The following is a 14,210-nucleotide window of genomic DNA, read 5'->3' as shown; positions in this document are numbered from 1 at the left end:
CTCCTGCTTAGAACTCGTGGTAGCGGTTGCGGTAGAAACGCGATTCCAGTGGCAGCCGGCCGGTGTCGGCTGGCTGCTCTGCTGGTTTACCAACTGCCAGCAGTAGCGCCACAATCGCATCGCTGTCTTCCGCACCAATCGCCTTTTTCACAGCGGCCTCATTGAACCCGGTCATTGGCGAGCTCGCCCACCCGAAGCCTTGCGCAATGACCATCGCAAATGACGCCGCAATCATAGCGTTGCGCAGCGCGAACTCTCGGGTCAAACCAGCATCTTCTCGGACTTGCTGGAAGCTGCTGATTGTTGCCTGTTTCTGGACAGCCGCCGCCTCATCCCACAATCCGGAGGCCAGATTCTGCTTTGCCACCTCGGGGAAGGTGCGCTGCCAACCCGTTGGCTCCGCCAAAAACACCAACGTCATTGGTGCCTGCGCTACCTGTTGCTGCCCATTAGCTGCTGCGGTGAGCACTTCTTTGACCTGTGGGTCATCGACAACAACGACGGCACGGTCCTGCAGGTTAAACGCCGAGGGTGCGCAGTGGACTAGCTCAAGGAATTCGGTGACATCTGCCTCGGGCAATGCTTCCGGTTGGAAGCTGCGGGTCGCCCGGCGCGAGCGAATAATGTCAGTGAACTGGGAACGAAACTCCGAAGTAGTCATATTTTCAGGCTAGTTGGCTTGTCCCTCAAAATGCAGCAACCGCTCTTTGAGCTGCGCACCGCCACCATAATTGCCCGTGCCACCACTGGTCGGAACGACGCGATGGCACGGGATAATAATCGGAATCGGGTTATTAGCGCAGGCACTGCCCGCTGCCCGAGCCGCTTTCGGATTGCCCGCTTCGGCCGCCAATTGCGCGTATGTTGCGGTGTCGCCGTATCCAATCCGCTGCATCGCGGCGAGCGCCCGCGATTGAAAAGGCGGCATGTCCGGCATATCCAGCGGCACCGTGAAGACTCGCCGTTGCCCGGAAAAGTACTGCACCAGCTGTCCTGCGGCTTGATCTAACACAGCCATCGCCCCAGTGTCTGACCTAGCTTCTGCCCCAGCCACAGCCCCTGTGTCGGCGGCGCCCATTTCGTCACTAAGCGGAAGGCTGCCAAATGCAACCGCACGGACGCCGTCGGCGGTGGCGGTGATGGTGAAGTCGCCAAAGGGGGTGGATATGGCGCGGCTACAGGTGGACATCGCCGTAGGCTCGCTCGTCTTCAATCGGCTCCATGTGGCTGGAAATGTGCACACCCGGGAAGCGGTCGCGGATGTCGGTCTCTACCTCTTCCAGCAGGTCATGGGCAAAACTCACATCCCATTTGCCGGGCACCAAATAGTGGAACTCCACGAACAGTTGGCGGCCAGATTCGCGGGTGCGTAGTTCGTGGAAGTTGATTTCACCGCCGTTGGCGTCGCGGTAGCCCTTCAAAATGGTGCGCAAATCCGCCAAATCTTCCTTCTCCATCGACTTATCCAGCAGGCCAGCGACCGACTCGCGGACCAACTTCCCGCCGGTAAAGAGAATATTCACGCCAACTGCCAAGGCTGTCAGGGCGTCCAACCACAGCCAACCGGTCACCCACACCAAACCAATACCGACCAGCACGCCAATCGACGTGATGACGTCAGTCCACAAGTGTTTACCATCGGCCTCCAACGCCATTGAGCGGTACTTCTGCCCGGCGCGGACCAACACCAAACCAACTACACCGTTGAGTGCCGATGCCGCCATCGAAATGGCCAGACCAATGCCTACGGCCTCCAGTGGCTGCGGTTCAAACAGTCGCGGCAGCGCGGTGACCACGATGAACGCCGCGGCAATGAAAATCATGGCGCCTTCAACGCCAGCGCTGAAGTACTCCGCTTTGGAATGACCAAACTGGTGATCGTCGGTCGCCGGTTTCGATGCCGCCGTCAGCGCCCACAGCGCCACCAAGGCGGCAATGAGATTGACGACGGATTCTGCCGCATCCGACAGCAAGCCCACCGAACCGGTGATGGACCACGCCCACACCTTCAACGCAATAGTCGCCACAGCCGCCGCTACCGACAACCAAGCGAACCTAGTTAAATCTGGCATACACCCACGATACCGCTCGAGACCGACAAGGCTTACGATGAAGGCATGAGCTGTGAAACCAGTAAAACCCCAGCATGTAGCCGTCGCATGTTCCTCGCCGGCACCGGCGCCACCGCCATGGCCGCGTTGCTTGCAGCCTGCAGCAGTGGCGAAAAAATGGAAGTGGACCCCGGCGAAATTCCAGTCGGCTCGGCGAAGTTGGTCGGCGACTACATTGTCGCACAGCCGGAGGAAGGAAAATTTGCCGCCTACTCCAACGTCTGCCCACACCAGGGCCGGAAAATTGACCAAGTCGGCAACGGCATTGTCACCTGCACCGCGCACGGTTCCGTGTTCAGCATTGCGGACGGTTCACTGGTCTCCGGCCCAGCGCGCAGCGGCATGGCACCGGCCACCCTGGAAAAGAGTGGTGAAGGCAAACTCTCCGTCGGCTAGTTTGCTGACTGCGGGGCGGTAGCGGCAACAGCTGGCACTGGGCCACGGGGCGGTTCAATCCGGGAGCGTTCCTCCGTCGGCACACCCGGCCGGGCGCTGCGTGCCGGACCCATCCGCCACGCCGCCCACAACAGACCAGCAAAGGCCAACAACCCGGTCCACGCCTGCGCATTACCGACCGCCTGCAGCACTAGGCCATCCGCGGCCTCGCCGCCTGCCTCATCAAAGAGGTACCACGGGGCGAAGTAGTGCGCGCCGAAAAACAGCAGCCACCCAATCCGGCCGGACCAGGACCGCAGCACCAAAATCAGGGGCAGCGCGAGCAACACCGACGCCCAGTGGTGCGTCACGGTGATTGGGGACGCCACCGCAATAGCGGTCGACGCGGTGAACAGTGCAATGACTGGGCGGTGCTGCGCCAACATACGGTGCGCCGCCCACCACGTCGCTAGCGCAGCGAAGATGAAAAATGCGTACGTTGCGACGGAAGCGATATTCTCTGGAACCTCCGCGCGTGCCAAAATACCGGAAAACGCCTGGTTAGGGGCGTAACTTGGGGCGCCGCCGCGGTCGGTTTTTGAGAACTCCTCGGTCCAGAAGAACCACGCGTCATGTGGCCGAATTAGGAAACCGACCACCACACTGACCAGGAACGTTGCGGCAGAGCGCAGCAGCGGCTTCCATTCTCGGCCAGCTAGGAACAAGATGGCGTACGCCGCCGGGGTCACTTTAATTGCGGCAGCCAGCCCAATGCCGACGCCGCGGAAGCGCCGCGGAATCACCCCGAGCACATCGGCGGTAACTAGCGCCACCAAGAAGACATTAATTTGGCCAAACCGCAGATTCTCGGTAATGGGGTCAAGCATCAGGGCTGGCCCCAGGCATGCTAGCCCGACCCACACTGGGTGCGGCAGCTTCAATGAGCGGCTGACGGCAAAGCAGATGAACCACATTGCCGCGATGGTGGCGGCGTTCCACGTCAGTTGTAGTTCCGCCTGCCCAAACCAGGTCAGTGGGGCGAAAAGTAGCGCGGCAATCGGCGGGTAGATGAAGCGGAAACCGGAGCGGGTTGGGAAATCTTCGTACAGGTCATCGCCGCGGACAAAGGCGAACCCCGCGTCCTGGAAGACTTGGACGTCCATGAGGAACGTTTCTTCGGACAGCACTAGTGCGCCGAAGATCTTGTAGATGCTGAAGCAACTCAGTGCCACCAGAAGGATGTACATCAGTGGTTTCGGCAGGAACATCAGCAGCGGCCAGTCGCTACGCCAGCGACGGTGGTGCTGGCGTTGGGGTGCGGCGGCCATGCCGACACGGTCCTGAGATTGCTCTCGGGTCATCAGATTCATAGCTGCAGGGTGTCACCATTTCGGCACTGCCGCAAAGCACATTCCGCGCCCCACCTGCAGTTATAGCGGTTTCTCAGCAAAGTTTAGGCCGTAGCCAAGGCGCCCCTAAGCCGCAGATACGCTAAAACCTAGTCACCCGGCCCGACGGGGAGCCACCCAGCCGGTACCAACGCTGCGCATTAGTGTGCACAATCGCCCGCGCCGCCGAATACCCATGTTGCGCCACCACCGCCGCCAGCACCTGCGGCAGCACAGTCACCGAAGTCCGAAAATCCGCGCCGCTGCCCAACATAAAACGTTCCGTCAATCCGTCAATAAGCCGAACAAAATCCGGGACCAACGCAACCGGGTCGCCATCCTGGTGGAAAGAAACGCCGGTGACCTTAATATTGACCCCGGAATATGCGAGGTCTCGGAGGAACTGCGGCGGGTAGGCGGCAATATTCGGGCATTCCAGGGTCGCGGCGGGCAGGCTCAGCAGCAGTTCGGCAAGTTCAGTCAGCAGCCCGGGCAGTGGCATCACCCCAGGTGTCGGGGTGGCCAGCGCAATAATGTCGTCCGCGACGTGAATGTCACAGACGCAGTTCGCCAGCTCAAACGCCAGCGCCGCGGAAGTCTGCACATCGTAGGGCGCGGCGAGTTCATTCGGCCCGAGGCGGTAACCAATGGCGCGCATCCCCAGCCGCGACAGGTACAGCAACCGGTCGGCGGCAATCGGTTCGGTGAACCGGCCCAACCCCACCCAGTCGCAGTCTGGGCGCTGCTGCCGGAGTGATTGCAGCACATCGCCGAGGAAATCATTGCCGCCGGGTTGGCCCACCACTACCCCGCCGTCAGTAGCCAGGCCGATGCTGGTGGGGTTGGCGCCCGCAGTGAAGTCGTCCTGCGGAAACGGCGCCGCAAAGTCGCTGACGAGGTAATCGCGCACCGTGGTGGCGGCGACATGTGCATCAGCAAAACGCAGCTGCCCGATGTGGTCCATGCTCGTGAGGTTACTCGTCTAAGGCACACTTGTTCCATGCAGCATTTCGATTTGCCCACCATTGGTGCTGGTTTACCGGTCGCGGAGGCGCTGGGTCGCTTCGCGTCGGCCGCTGAGCGCGGCGCGGTGGTGGTGCAGGCACCGCCGGGTACGGGTAAAACGACGCTGATTCCGCCGGCGGTCAGTGAAATGGTTTCCGGCACAGTGCTTGTCACGCAGCCACGGCGAGTGGCGGTGCGAGCGGCGGCCCGCCGGCTGGCGCAACTGTCCGGCACTCAGCTTGGCCGGGAGGTCGGCTACACGGTGCGCGGTGACCGGAAAGTCTCCGCGGCGACAGTAGTGGAGTTCGTGACGCCCGGTGTGTTGCTGCGGCGGTTGCTGCGCGACCCAGAGTTGCCTGGGGTGGCTGCGGTGGTGCTCGATGAGGTCCACGAGCGCCAGCTGGATACCGATATCGCCCTAGGTATGCTCGCTGACCTGCGGCAACTGCGCGAGGATTTGCTGGTCGTTGCTATGTCCGCGACTGTCGACGCCCCGAAGTTCGCTGCGTTGCTCGGCGATGGCCACAGCGCCGCCCCCGTCGTGGACACCCCCGCGGTACTGCACCCCTTGGCAGTGTTGTGGCGCCCGGCACCAGGCCCTCGGCTCGGTGCGTTTGGCGTTGAAAAGAGCTTTTTGACGCATATTGCCGACGTGAGCACTGAAGCGCTCGAGTCCGCGGCAGGCGATATTTTGGTATTTCTGCCGGGTGCCCGGGAAGTCGATGCTGTGGTTGGGGAGCTCCGGCGGCGAGTCGGTGGCGGTGATGTCGAAGTGTTGCCGCTGCACGGTGGATTAACGCCTGCGCAGCAAGACCGCGCCGTATCTGGTGGCAGCGCTGCTGGCCGTCGCATTATTGTTGCCACGGACATTGCCGAGTCCTCGCTCACGGTGCCCGGCGTGCGCACCGTTGTCGATGCCGGGTTATCCCGCCAACCGCGGCTAGACCTGATGCGTGGCATGAGCGGATTGGTCACCGTGTCCGAGGCGCGGTCCTCCGGTGAGCAGCGTGCTGGCCGTGCTGCCCGTCAAGGCCCCGGCCAAGTGTTCCGCTGTTTCAGCGAATCGGAATGGACCCGCTTCCCTACGCACATCACCCCAGAGGTCGCGGCGGCGGATCTCACCGAGGCCGCGCTGCTGCTGGCCTGTTGGGGCACCCCGCGGGGAGCTGGCCTGCGGCTCATTGACCCACTGCCAACTGCGGCGGCTGATGCTGCAGAAAAAGTGCTCCGCGCTTTGTCCGCTATTGATGACGACGGCGCTGCTACCGAGATGGGCCACCAGATCGCGGCCATGCCGACATCGCCACGGCTCGCACGAGCACTGCTGGTCAGCGCGCCAGAAGTCGGTGTGCGCACTGCCGCAGAAGTTGTCGCATGTCTGAGTTTGGATACTCGTCACGACGGCGGCGATCTTGGTCGCACGTTATCGGCGCTGCGCCGTGGGGCGCATTCAGCCACCAAGCAGTGGCGCCGCGACACCGAGCGCTTGGAAAAGATTGCGCAGCGCACCAACGTCACAAAGCCCACCGGCGCCCACTCCACTACGGACTCCATTACCGCAGCTGCCAACACGGACGCACTGGTTGTTGCGGCGGCGTGGCCAGACCGACTCGCCCAGCAGCGCGGCACCAGCACCGAATACCTACTGGCCAGCGGTACCGGCGCTGCCCTGCCACCAGATTCCGGGCTGTCGGGGCAGCCGTGGCTTGCCGTTGCCGACGTCACGCGCGCTGCGGGGAAAGCAGGCGGTGCCTCCGGCGCGATTATCCGCGCCGCCATCGTCATTTCGGAAGACGATGCCCTTGCAGCGGGAGCTGCGCTGCACACCGATGAGGTCAGCGCCGACTACTCAGGCGGAAAAATCCGCGGTTACCGGCGCAGCGCACTCGGCGCCATCGAACTAGGCCGGGTCACCGTCACCCCAACCCCTGCTGCTGCCCAAGCTGCAGTGCAGCGCGCGCTGACCACCGTTGGCCTGGGCACCGACGACTCCGGTGACTCACTGCGTCGCCCCGGCGATAAAGCCGCCGCGTCCGGGCAGGTCACCGGCATGTTCCGGTTTTCTGCTGAAGCCGAAACCCTCCGCCGCCGCATAGCACTGCTGCACAATCAGCTAGGCGCGCCATGGCCAGCGGTCGACAGCGCTTCCCTGATTGCTGCCGCCGACCTCTGGCTTGGCCCCGAGTTAGACGCGGTCGCACGCGGCACGGACCCGAAAAAATTCCCGATGCTCACTGCGCTGCAGCGGCTACTGCCATGGCCAGAGGCCGCGCGCCTCGACGAGCTCGCACCGGAACGATTGGAAGTGGCATCGGGATCGACTGTGCGGCTGCACTACCCACCGATTGATGAACCAGATGGCCAACCCGTGTGCGCGGTGAAGTTGCAGGAGTGTTTCGGGTGGGCGGAATCGCCGACGGTAGCGGATGGGCGCGTACCGATTGTGTTCCACTTGCTGTCACCTGCGGGGCGAGACCTGGCGGTGACAGCGGATTTGGCTAGCTTCTGGGAAACCGGGTATCCGCAGGTCCGGGCAGAAATGCGCGGGCGCTACCCCAAGCATCCATGGCCGGAAGACCCATGGTCAGCGGAAGCTACTGTGCGGGTGAAGCACCCGAAGCGGCGCTAGCACTCACGCGCGGCGGGCCGACTGTCGCCTGCTAAGCCCCGACAGGTGGGCGGGCGCCGAACAGCCCGCGGCCAATCCGCACTGTCGTTGCGCCTTCAGCAATTGCCCATTCGAAATCGCCGGACATGCCCATCGACAGCTCTGCCACGCTCATGCCATCCGGCAGATTCGGGGTCAAAGATTCCCGCAACTCGCGCAGCCGCGCGAAGCTCCCACGCACTACAGCTTCATCCGGGGAGAACTTCGCCATGGTCATCAATCCGCGCACCCGAAGCTGCGGGAACGCCGCCAGGTCATCCAACAACTGCGCTGCTTCTTCCGGTGCCACGCCAGACTTCTGCGCTTCCCCACTTGTGTTGACCTGCACAAAGACGTCCAGCACCTTATCGTCAATAAGCCTATTGTTGAGCGCTGTCGCCAAGCGGACCGAATCCAATGCGTGGAACTCGGTGGCAAACGCCGCGGCATCACGGGCCTTATTGCGCTGCAGCGGACCAATTAAACACCAGGTCACGTCGGTGTCTGCCAAGTCCGTGGCTTTCCCCGCCATTTCCTGCACCCGGTTCTCCGCCAGCTCCGTCATCCCGGCAGCAATCGCCAGGCGCAGCCGCTCGGCAGGCACCGTTTTACTGACCGGCAGCAGCCGCACCTCATTCGGGTCACGGTCGACGGCGCGGGCGGCATCCGCAATCCGGCCCAAAAAGTGCTGGTAGACCTCCTGAAACTCCTCAACCGACTGCGGTGACGGGTTGAGCGGCGGCTGTGCATTACTCATGCCACCATCCTAGGCAGAGGCCCGGCGCGCCCGAAAATACCGACGCCCGCTCAGGCGCTCGCGCCGATGGCTGCACTGACGCCTGCCCCAACAGCACACCTGATAACAGTTCTTCCGATTTTGCTGAAACTGGCATAAAACGCGCAGCAATATGGTTACCGTCGCAGCTGAACCTGTCCGAATCGGCCACCGCCGACCCCGACGAAACCAAGAGTGACATGACTACGACAGCACCGAGCCCCGAAAGTCCATCCGACTCCGACGACACAGTCCGGCGCCCCGAACCGAAGGGCATGCTGGCCACGCTCGAAAAAATCGGCAATAAACTCCCGAACCCGTTTTGGCTATTCGTCGTCCTCGCGGGCGTCGTCATTTTCTCCTCCTGGGTCGGCGCGAAAATCGGCATGGAGGCCACCGACCCCGCCACCGGCGACACCATCAAAGTCGAAAGCCTCGCCACCGCCGAGTACCTGCAGAAAATGGTCACCGACGCGGTCACGAACTTCACTAGTTTCGCGCCGCTTGGCCTGATTTTGGTGTGCATGCTCGGTGTCGCAGTCGCGGAATACTCGGGCTACATCGGTGCCGCTATCCGTTGGTCCATCGGTGCGGTCCGCTCGAAAGTGCTGCTGACCTTTGTGTTGGCGCTTGCGGGCGTGACCGGTTCGGTTGCCTCCGACGCGGTGTATGTCATCTTGATTCCGCTGGGCGCCGCGGCGTTTAAGGCGGTTGGCCGCAACCCGATTGTCGGCGCGATGGTTGGTTTCGCCGCGTCATCTGCCGGGTTCAACGCTTCGTTGGTGCTGAATATTACCGACGTGCTGCTGGCCGGTATTTCCACCCAAGCCGCCGCTTTCGTGGACCCAGAGCATGTGGTGTCCCCGCTGGCGAACTACTTCTTCACAGTCGCATCGTCGGTAATTTTGGCGCTCATTATTACTGCCGTCACAGAACTGTTTGTGCTGCGCTACACCGAGCGCACCATCCACCCAGACGACATCAACCACGAAGAAGCGTCCTTCACCAAGGTGCGGACGCGCGATGACGATGAGCGTGATGACGAATCGGCTGACGCAACTTCCAGTAACGACACCGACCGCGATGAACTGCAGCTATCCCCACGGGAAAAGCGCGGCGTTGTCTGGGCCAGCCTCGTCGGTGTGGTGCTGCTGGCTGTCTGGTTCGCGCTGCTGCTCATCCCATCCTCACCATTCCGCGGCCCCGAAATTGATGCGCTGAGCTCGCCGCTGCTGAAGAACATTGTGGTGTCGATTGCGCTGCTGTTCGCCGCCATCGGTATTACTTACGGCCTGGTGGTTGGTTCCATCCGCAACTCGGCCGACATCCCAGGTTTCATGGAAAAGGGCTTGGGCACCTTGACGAATATGATGGTGCTCTTTTTCGCGGTGTCCCAGTTCACGGCATATTTCGGCTGGTCCAACCTGGGTCAGTGGACCGCAATTACCGGCGCGGAGTTCCTCACTAAGGCTGATTTGCCGCCATTGCTGCTCTTCGGCGCACTGGTGTTGTTGGTGGCGTTGATTAACCTGCTGGTCACCTCCGGTTCGGCGCAGTGGGCGCTGATGGCGCCGGTGGTGGTGCCGATGCTGATGTACGTCGATGTGCAGCCGGAAGTGTCGCAGATGCTGTTCCGTATGGGTGACTCGCCGACGAATATCATCACCCCGATGTCGCCATACTTCGCACTGGCATTGACCTTCCTGCAGAAGTACTACAAGCGGGCTGGCATCGGCACATTGATGTCGCTGGCCATCCCGTATGCCATGGCGATGCTCGTCGGCTGGTTCCTGTTCTTCTGCCTGTGGTACCTGGCCGGTATTCCACTGGGCCCAGGCGTGCCGGTGCGTTAGGCCGACAGCACCACGGCAGCGCTACGGCAGTCTTAGGGCGCCAGCTACTTTCGCTGGCTCAGTTCCACCCGCGGCCGCACAGCGATGTCGGTCAGCTGGGTGGTTTCCCCGGCATCGACAGCCAGCCGCACCGCACGAGTTACTTCCGCCGGTTCGATGTACCATTCCGGCCGGTAGTCGGTGCCAGCCTGCGCCATCAGGCCTTCCAGCATCGGGGTGTCCGTTGGACCTGGATAAATCGTGGTCACGCGCACTCCATCAGTGGCCACTTCCTGCCGCAGCGAATCAGCCAGGCCGCGCAGCGCATGCTTGGTCGTGGCGTACACCGCATTACCGCCAATGCCGTGCAGCCCGGCGCCGGAGTTAATGAAGACGACGGTGCCGCGCCGCGTCCGCAGTCCCGGCAGCAGGTGGCGGGTCAAAAGTGCCGGTACCAGAACGTTGAGGTCCAGTTGACGCCGCCATTCCCCGTGGTCAGCGTCGGCAACGCTGCTTCGTGACGCAACCGCTGCGGCGTGAATCAGCACGTTAACCTCTAATCCGGTCAGCTCCGGCGGAAAACCAGTGTCTAGGTCGGTCAGGTCCGCGGCAATCGCGGTGACGTTTGCCAGTTCGCGGAGCTGGGCAAGGGTCGCTTCATTGCGTCCTAAAGCAAAAACGCGGTGATCGGCCACTAAATCTGCAACGATGTCGCGGCCCATCCCACCGGTCGCACCGGTTACAACGGCAACGGGCAGGGTGGATTTATCAGCAGGAGTAGTCATGCTTTTACGCTACCCGGTTCGGATGTAAGGCAAACGGGTATGGTTCTAAGGTGTGAAAAGCCCGAATCTGTTAACCAAACTCCTCCGCCGCCTCGCTGATCGCGCGGGCGCGTCGCCGACGAAGGCGCGGCGACTGTTGAATATGTACCCGCCGCTGTTCGGGTCCGGCATTTATATCACCGATATTGCGCCCGACTGGAGCCGCGGACGACTGGAACTGCGCCTGAACCCGCTGATTGCGAATATGCATGGCGCGGCCTTCGGCGGTTCGCTGTTTTCAATGACGGACGTGCTCTTTGGCACGTTGGTGATGCAGCGACTGGGCGTGGAGGAATACGAAGCGTGGACCCGAACCGGCAGCTTCGAATTTATTCGTCCAGGTCGGCGTGGCACCTACCTAGAGGTGGAGGTCACCGACGAGCTGATTGACCAGATCAAGGCTGAGGTCGACCCGGGCTATTCCACGGTGGTGTCCTATACGTCGGTGGTCCGGTCGAAGGACGGCGGCGTCGTCGGCATTGGGCAGCAAGACCTGTATGTGCGTCGACGCGGCGGCGAAAAGCCGAAGCCAAACCCGGCGCAGCTGGAAGGTGTCCGCGGGCAGAACCTGATTGCGGCGGCGCGCACATTGGCGCGGCTGGGGCTGCGGGAGCCAGAACGGCGCGAGCACCTAGTGGAAAATGAGCGGGTGGCACGTCGCTGCATCCGCCCGGAGGCACAGGCGGTGGCGTGGCTCGTTGATGTGTTGCCGCTGGGCTTTACGTCGTTGGCGGAGTACAAGGCGGCGGGCCTGCCAGCGGAAGTTATTGAGGCCTTAACCGAAGAAAACCCCGGCGCAGTAGCAAAGTCGTTGCTGGCCGAGGTAGCCGAGGCGAAGGAATCGCTGAAGAAGTACTAGGCTTCCGCAGCCGCTTCACTGCGGTTGGCGTCCGCGTCTTCGGCTGCCGCGTCGCCCTTCCTGCCGGCGAGTGCATCGACAATCTTCGCAATCGCGCCGTCACCAGTGACGTTGGTGGCGGTGCCGAAGCTGTCCTGCGCAAGGTACAGCGCAATCATCAGCGCCAGCATCGCTTCATTGAAGCCGAGCACGGACTGCAGCGCGCCGAGGGCAGTCATCACGGCGCCGCCTGGTGCACCTGGTGCGGCGACCATCATGACGCCGAGTACCAGAATCAGCGGAATCATTTCGGTGAAGGACGGGTCGCGGTGCTCAACCATGGTCAGCACCGCAACGGCGCAGGCGGTGATGGTGATCATCGAGCCGGACAGGTGAATGTTGGCGTTCAGCGGGATGGCGAAGTCCGCGATCTGCGAGCGCACACCAGCCTTCTTCGCCGACTGCAGCGTCACCGGAATCGTTGCCGCGGACGACTGGGTGCCGATGGCGGTGAAGTACGCCGGCATCATGTCTTTGAGCATGGCGAATGGGTTGGTTTTGCCGACCGCGCCGGCCACGGAGTACTGCACCAGCAGCCACACCCAGTGCAGCACAATCACCATCAGGAACACCACGGCGAAGACCTTCAGGATGGTGGCCACGTCGCCGCCGTAGGTCATATTCGCAAACACACCGGCAATGTGGATTGGCAGCAGCGGAATAATGACGCGGTTCAGCAGCATCTCAATGATGTCGCGGAAGTCTTCCGCTAGGTGCAGCAGGCGCTTATTCGGCAGGGCGGTGATGCCCAGGCCAATGACGAAGGCGAGCACCAGCGCGGTGGTCACAGCCAGCGGCGGGTCGACTTGAAATTCCAGGTAGGGCGCCAGCAGCGCGTCTTCTGGGTTCGCGGCGGTGGACAGGGACTTGCCGTCCAGCAGGATTGGGTACAGCAGCAGGGCGCAGGTCACCGCAAGTGCGCCGGCTAGGACGGTGGAAACGTACGCCAGACCGACGTTAATGCCCAGCAGTCGGCCAGCGCCTTGGCTCAGCGATCCGATGCCTGGGGTGATGAACCCGAACACGATCAGTGGGATGGCGAAGCTTAGGAAGGACCCGAAGATGGCGGAGAAGGTCGCCAGGGTCCGCACTGGCCATTCGATGTCGTTGCTCTGGGCGATGAGGCCCAGCACGATACCGACGGAGATGCCGATAATCAGGCGAACCAGCAGCGGCACGCGCGGCTTTTTGCGGTCTGTGGTGTCCATCGAGCCCGGGGTTTCCGGGGCGGTGACGTCAGCTCTCATGGGTGCTCCTTGCTGGAAAAGCGGCTTTCTCAGCACAGATTACGGCACATCTTTGCTGGTTCCTAAACTGGTATGTATGCCAGAAGGACACGTTATTCACCGCCTTGCGACCGCCCTGACCGACCGCTTCGCCGGTAGCAGGTTGCAGGTCACCTCACCGCAGGGCAGGTTTGCCGCGTCCGCTGAGCTTATTGACGGTTACCAGCTCCGTGTTGCCGAAGCCTGGGGCAAGCACTTGTTCCTAGACTTCGCACCGGGTGGTTCGGAGGGAGCAACCGATGCGGACGGGGAAGCTGACGCGGACACGCAGCCCGAGCACATTGTGTATATCCACCTTGGGCTCATTGGGACCATGCAGTTTGAGGCGCTGAGCGGTGCTGATGAGATCAAAGGGCAAGTGCGGTTGCGGATTTCGGATGGCGTGACTGCGGTGGATTTGCGGGGCCCGCAGTGGTGTCGCCTGATTACTGACCATGAAAAGGAAGCCGCGATCAATCGTCTGGGCGCGGATCCGCTGCGCGCGGATGCGGATTGGGAGTCGGTGCGCGCTCGGGTCATGCGGTCAAAGCGGACGGTGGCGTCACTGCTGATGGATCAGAAGCTCTTTGCTGGGGTGGGCAATATTTATCGGGCGGAAACGCTCTTTCGCCTGGGGATTGCGCCGGATACGCCAGGAAATCAGCTAACCGCCTCGCAGTGGGATGCCATCTGGGCTGACCTTGTTGAATTGATGTCCGATGGAGTACTCGCAGGACGCATTGATACTGTGCGGCCAGACCACATGCCGGAGGCGATGGGCCGCGCCCCACGCAAGGACGACCACGGCGGCGAAGTGTATGTCTACCGCCGCGCGAATGACCCTTGTTATATCTGTGGCACCCCGATTGCGTTTCGCCCTTTCGAAGGCCGCAACCTGTTTTGGTGCCCGAGCTGCCAGCGGCGCTAGTTCTTCTGCGAATCGCGCAGCATGATGGCACCCAGCGCCAAGAATGGGGTGGCAATGAACATCAAGGCGTGGACGCGAGGATCATCACCAGAGAAGGACATGCCGGTCAGACCAGCGAAACCCCAGGAAGTTGTTTCAAGTTGTTTCAACACCCCAAAACTC

14 protein-coding genes are annotated in these 14,210 nt (G+C 62.1%); 5 read left to right on the top strand and 9 right to left on the bottom strand.

The features are described 5' to 3' along the window. Positions 1 to 7 precede the first annotated feature (7 nt). Genes A3EC_RS0110440 through A3EC_RS0110430 form a run of 3 tightly spaced genes read right to left on the bottom strand, consistent with a single transcriptional unit; the run spans position 8 to position 2,072 of the window. Positions 8 to 661, bottom strand: coding sequence for a nitroreductase family protein (locus tag A3EC_RS0110440; RefSeq protein WP_018025135.1), 654 nt, complete (start codon positions 659 to 661; stop codon positions 8 to 10). Positions 662 to 670: 9 nt separating this feature from the next. Beyond that, positions 671 to 1,189 carry a methylated-DNA--[protein]-cysteine S-methyltransferase gene (locus tag A3EC_RS0110435; protein WP_018025134.1) on the bottom strand — a complete coding sequence of 173 codons (519 nt, stop codon included), beginning with the start codon at positions 1,187 to 1,189 and terminating at the stop codon, positions 671 to 673. Then, positions 1,176 to 2,072, bottom strand: a complete 897-nt coding sequence (locus A3EC_RS0110430; protein WP_026162423.1) for a cation diffusion facilitator family transporter — start codon at positions 2,070 to 2,072, stop codon at positions 1,176 to 1,178. Before A3EC_RS0110430 ends, A3EC_RS0110435 begins: the two co-directional genes overlap by 14 nt. A 45-nt stretch (positions 2,073 to 2,117) precedes the next feature. Between A3EC_RS0110430 and A3EC_RS0110425 the strand changes: the two genes are divergently transcribed. After that, the gene (locus A3EC_RS0110425) at positions 2,118 to 2,507 is read left to right on the top strand and encodes a Rieske (2Fe-2S) protein (RefSeq protein WP_156812934.1); all 390 of its coding nucleotides are present in this window, start codon (positions 2,118 to 2,120) and stop codon (positions 2,505 to 2,507) included. Here the strand turns inward: A3EC_RS0110425 and A3EC_RS12165 are convergent. Together A3EC_RS12165 and A3EC_RS0110415 are read right to left on the bottom strand one after the other, a co-directional pair. Continuing rightward, positions 2,504 to 3,856 (bottom strand): glycosyltransferase family 87 protein, encoded by a 1,353-nt coding sequence (locus A3EC_RS12165; RefSeq protein ID WP_018025131.1) that lies wholly within the window; start codon positions 3,854 to 3,856, stop codon positions 2,504 to 2,506. The two genes, A3EC_RS0110425 and A3EC_RS12165, sit on opposite strands and share 4 nt — an antisense overlap. A 121-nt stretch (positions 3,857 to 3,977) precedes the next feature. Beyond that, positions 3,978 to 4,838 (bottom strand): hypothetical protein, encoded by an 861-nt coding sequence (locus tag A3EC_RS0110415; RefSeq protein WP_018025130.1) that lies wholly within the window; start codon positions 4,836 to 4,838, stop codon positions 3,978 to 3,980. A 36-nt stretch (positions 4,839 to 4,874) separates the two neighbouring features. Here A3EC_RS0110415 and hrpB point away from each other — a divergent pair, with 36 nt between their 5' ends. Then, positions 4,875 to 7,508, top strand: a complete 2,634-nt coding sequence (gene hrpB / locus A3EC_RS0110410) for an ATP-dependent helicase HrpB (protein WP_018025129.1) — start codon at positions 4,875 to 4,877, stop codon at positions 7,506 to 7,508. 31 nt (positions 7,509 to 7,539) lie between these two features. Here the strand turns inward: hrpB and A3EC_RS0110405 are convergent, their stop codons facing one another. Then, the gene (locus A3EC_RS0110405; protein ID WP_018025128.1) at positions 7,540 to 8,283 is read right to left on the bottom strand and encodes a YggS family pyridoxal phosphate-dependent enzyme; all 744 of its coding nucleotides are present in this window, start codon (positions 8,281 to 8,283) and stop codon (positions 7,540 to 7,542) included. Between the two features lie 218 nt (positions 8,284 to 8,501). On the opposite strand from A3EC_RS0110405, the gene A3EC_RS0110400 reads away from it, so the two are divergent. Continuing rightward, the gene (locus A3EC_RS0110400; protein ID WP_040428566.1) at positions 8,502 to 10,154 is read left to right on the top strand and encodes an AbgT family transporter; all 1,653 of its coding nucleotides are present in this window, start codon (positions 8,502 to 8,504) and stop codon (positions 10,152 to 10,154) included. A 44-nt stretch (positions 10,155 to 10,198) separates the two neighbouring features. Here A3EC_RS0110400 and A3EC_RS0110395 read toward each other — a convergent pair whose 3' ends face one another. Then, positions 10,199 to 10,918: an SDR family oxidoreductase gene (locus A3EC_RS0110395; protein ID WP_026162422.1), complete on the bottom strand. Its 720-nt coding sequence runs from the start codon at positions 10,916 to 10,918 to the stop codon at positions 10,199 to 10,201. A gap of 52 nt (positions 10,919 to 10,970) precedes the next feature. On the opposite strand from A3EC_RS0110395, the gene A3EC_RS0110390 reads away from it, so the two are divergent. Continuing rightward, a complete protein-coding gene (locus A3EC_RS0110390) occupies positions 10,971 to 11,816 on the top strand; it encodes a PaaI family thioesterase (protein ID WP_026162421.1) in 846 nt (281 codons plus the stop codon). Here the strand turns inward: A3EC_RS0110390 and A3EC_RS0110385 are convergent. Then, positions 11,813 to 13,102, bottom strand: coding sequence for a dicarboxylate/amino acid:cation symporter (locus A3EC_RS0110385; RefSeq protein ID WP_018025124.1), 1,290 nt, complete (start codon positions 13,100 to 13,102; stop codon positions 11,813 to 11,815). The genes A3EC_RS0110390 and A3EC_RS0110385 overlap by 4 nt on opposite strands. A 76-nt stretch (positions 13,103 to 13,178) precedes the next feature. Between A3EC_RS0110385 and A3EC_RS0110380 the strand changes: the two genes are divergently transcribed. Continuing rightward, positions 13,179 to 14,048 (top strand): Fpg/Nei family DNA glycosylase, encoded by an 870-nt coding sequence (locus tag A3EC_RS0110380; protein WP_018025123.1) that lies wholly within the window; start codon positions 13,179 to 13,181, stop codon positions 14,046 to 14,048. On the opposite strand, the gene A3EC_RS12975 is transcribed toward A3EC_RS0110380, so the two are convergent. After that, a complete protein-coding gene (locus A3EC_RS12975; RefSeq protein ID WP_156812933.1) occupies positions 14,045 to 14,197 on the bottom strand; it encodes a hypothetical protein in 153 nt (50 codons plus the stop codon). The genes A3EC_RS0110380 and A3EC_RS12975 overlap by 4 nt on opposite strands. Positions 14,198 to 14,210: the final 13 nt, after the last annotated feature.

Origin of the sequence: Corynebacterium ulceribovis DSM 45146, from assembly GCF_000372445.1 — a bacterium.
Classification (GTDB): domain Bacteria; phylum Actinomycetota; class Actinomycetes; order Mycobacteriales; family Mycobacteriaceae; genus Corynebacterium; species Corynebacterium ulceribovis.
Note: the sequence above shows the minus strand (reverse complement) of the source record. Positions and strands in the feature narration are given on the sequence as shown.

Excerpts from the sequence above, each read along its gene's own strand:
- A3EC_RS0110400 (WP_040428566.1), top strand. The coding sequence starts at position 8,502 with ATGACTACGACAGCACCGAGCCCCGAAAGTCCATCCGACTCCGACGAC.
- A3EC_RS0110415 (WP_018025130.1), bottom strand. The coding sequence starts at position 4,838 with ATGGACCACATCGGGCAGCTGCGTTTTGCTGATGCACATGTCGCCGCC.
- A3EC_RS0110425 (WP_156812934.1), top strand. The coding sequence starts at position 2,118 with ATGAGCTGTGAAACCAGTAAAACCCCAGCATGTAGCCGTCGCATGTTC.
- A3EC_RS0110380 (WP_018025123.1), top strand. The coding sequence starts at position 13,179 with ATGCCAGAAGGACACGTTATTCACCGCCTTGCGACCGCCCTGACCGAC.
- hrpB (WP_018025129.1), top strand. The coding sequence starts at position 4,875 with ATGCAGCATTTCGATTTGCCCACCATTGGTGCTGGTTTACCGGTCGCG.
- A3EC_RS0110395 (WP_026162422.1), bottom strand. The coding sequence starts at position 10,918 with ATGACTACTCCTGCTGATAAATCCACCCTGCCCGTTGCCGTTGTAACC.
- A3EC_RS0110440 (WP_018025135.1), bottom strand. The coding sequence starts at position 661 with ATGACTACTTCGGAGTTTCGTTCCCAGTTCACTGACATTATTCGCTCG.
- A3EC_RS0110405 (WP_018025128.1), bottom strand. The coding sequence starts at position 8,283 with ATGAGTAATGCACAGCCGCCGCTCAACCCGTCACCGCAGTCGGTTGAG.
- A3EC_RS0110430 (WP_026162423.1), bottom strand. The coding sequence starts at position 2,072 with ATGCCAGATTTAACTAGGTTCGCTTGGTTGTCGGTAGCGGCGGCTGTG.
- A3EC_RS12165 (WP_018025131.1), bottom strand. The coding sequence starts at position 3,856 with ATGAATCTGATGACCCGAGAGCAATCTCAGGACCGTGTCGGCATGGCC.
- A3EC_RS0110385 (WP_018025124.1), bottom strand. The coding sequence starts at position 13,102 with ATGAGAGCTGACGTCACCGCCCCGGAAACCCCGGGCTCGATGGACACC.
- A3EC_RS0110435 (WP_018025134.1), bottom strand. The coding sequence starts at position 1,189 with ATGTCCACCTGTAGCCGCGCCATATCCACCCCCTTTGGCGACTTCACC.